The sequence below is a fragment of the Mesorhizobium sp. M4A.F.Ca.ET.020.02.1.1 genome, from assembly GCF_004022645.1.
Taxonomy (GTDB): domain Bacteria; phylum Pseudomonadota; class Alphaproteobacteria; order Rhizobiales; family Rhizobiaceae; genus Mesorhizobium.
Window position 1 is genome coordinate 1 of the sequence record NZ_RZOI01000946.1, and the last position, 1,942, is coordinate 1,942.

1 protein-coding gene and 1 pseudogene are annotated in these 1,942 nt (G+C 63.2%); both read left to right on the forward strand.

Annotated elements, in window-relative coordinates:
* Positions 1-147 precede the first annotated feature (147 nt).
* Positions 148-1,605, forward strand: a complete 1,458-nt coding sequence (locus tag EN742_RS33465; RefSeq protein WP_189375707.1) for an APC family permease — start codon at positions 148-150, stop codon at positions 1,603-1,605.
* Positions 1,606-1,660: 55 nt separating this feature from the next.
* Positions 1,661-1,942: pseudogene (locus EN742_RS33470) on the forward strand (cytochrome P450); the annotation flags it as partial.

Genomic DNA, 1,942 nt, shown 5'->3' on the forward strand with positions numbered 1-1,942 from the left:
GTCAGATACTTAACGTGCGAATTAACTTGACAGCAAGTCGATTCCTTTGCAAGTCTAATATCGAAATGCCGTTGCAAATAATGAAATGCACAAAGGCCCGTCAAAAGGCCCTCGGCATCTCAGGGCACTTGGTTTCCGCAGCGCGGAATGGAGGGAAAAATGACCACACTTCAAGCCGGCGAAATGAACCGGCTGAGGAAGAACAGCCTTGGCGTCGGCGCCATCACCTTCATGGTGATCTCGGCCGCCGCGCCGCTCACGGCCGTCGCCGGCGGCACGCCGCTCGGCATGCTGATGGGCAACGGCGCCGGCTTTGCCGGCACCTATCTGATCGTGACAATCCTGCTGCTCCTGTTCGCGGTCGGCTATGTCGCCATGTCGCGCCATGTCGGCAATGCCGGGGCATTCTACGCTTACGCGGCGAGGGGCCTTGGCGGTCTCGCCGGCGGCGCCACCGCGCTGATCGCGATCCTTTCCTACAATGCCATGCAGATCGGTGTCATGGGCTTGCTGGGCGCTGCCACCGCCGGGCTGTTCGCCGGCTGGGGCATCACGCTGCCCTGGTGGGTCTGGAGCTTCATCGCCATCGCCATCGTCGCCGTGCTCGGCTACCGCCAGGTCGACCTGTCGGCCAAGATCCTGACCGTGCTGGTGCTTGCCGAATACGTCGTCGTGCTGATCCTCGATCTCACCATCCTGAAGACCGGCGGCGATAGCGGCCTGTCGGCCGCACCGTTCAGCTGGAGTCAGATCACCAGCGGCGCGCCGGCCATCGCCATCCTGTTCTGCTTTGCCGCCTTCATCGGCTTCGAGGCGACGACGATCTATGCCGAGGAAGCGCGCGACCCCAAGGTCACCATTCCGCGCGCGACCTATTTCTCGGTCATCCTGATCGGCCTTTTCTACATGGTCACAGCCTGGCTGATGGCGGTCGGCGCCGGCGTCGACAAGCTGCTGCCCGCGCTTCAGGCGCTGCAGGACCCGACCACCTTCCTGTTCGGCCTGTCGGACCGCTACGCGGGGACCTTGCTCACCCATGCGATGAGCATCCTCTTCGTATCGAGCCTCTTCGCGGGTGTGCTGGCCTTCCACAATGCGGTTGCCCGCTACATCTATGTCGCCGGCCGCGAGAAGCTCCTGCCGCAGTCGATCGGCGTGACGCATTCGGCGCATCAGAGCCCGCATGTCGCCTCGGTCATCCAGACCGTGCTTGCCTTTGTCGTCGTCGGGCTCTTCGCGGTGCTCGGTCTCGACCCCGTGCTGGCGCTGTTCTCGTGGTTGACCAACGTCGCCACGCTCGGCGTCATCGTGATGATGGCGGTCGCCTCGCTCGCCGTCGTGATGTACTTCCGCGCCAACCCCTCCCATCAGGAGAATGCGCTGAAGACTACGATCCTGCCGGGCCTCACGTTCATCGCTTTCGCGATCATCATCTATCTCATCGTCATCAATTTCGGCAGCCTGTCAGGCGCGGGCGGCTTCCTCGGCGTGTTCCTGCCGGCGCTGGTACTGATCGCAGCCGTGGTCGGCCTGCTCTTGGCAGGCGCCTTGAAGGGCCGCGATCCGATCGCCTTCGAGAACCTTGGCAAGCCGCTCAAGGATTGATGAGCAAAAAGGGCGGCGCCTGGCGCCGCCCTTTTTCAGGAACGGGAGCAGCGGCATGAGCTTTGCCGAGCGCATAAGTGTCGAGGCGCTGGAGGCCGATCCGTATCCGATCTATGCGGAACTGAGGCGCATCGCTCCGGTCGCCTTCGTGCCGGCGGTCAACCTGTGGTTCGTCACCCGCTGGAAGGATGTCGAAACCGTCGCCAAGTCGCCCGACATCTTCTCGGCGGTCGTCGGCACGTCGCCGGTCGAGCGCCCCTTCGGCAAGCCGACCATCCTGACCACAGACGGCGAAACGCATAAACAACTGCGCCAGGGCGTCGATCCGAAATACCGG

What these genes read in the sequence shown, in the direction of transcription:
- EN742_RS33465 (WP_189375707.1), top strand. Translation starts at nt 148, where the DNA reads ATGGAGGGAAAAATGACCACACTTCAAGCCGGCGAAATGAACCGGCTG.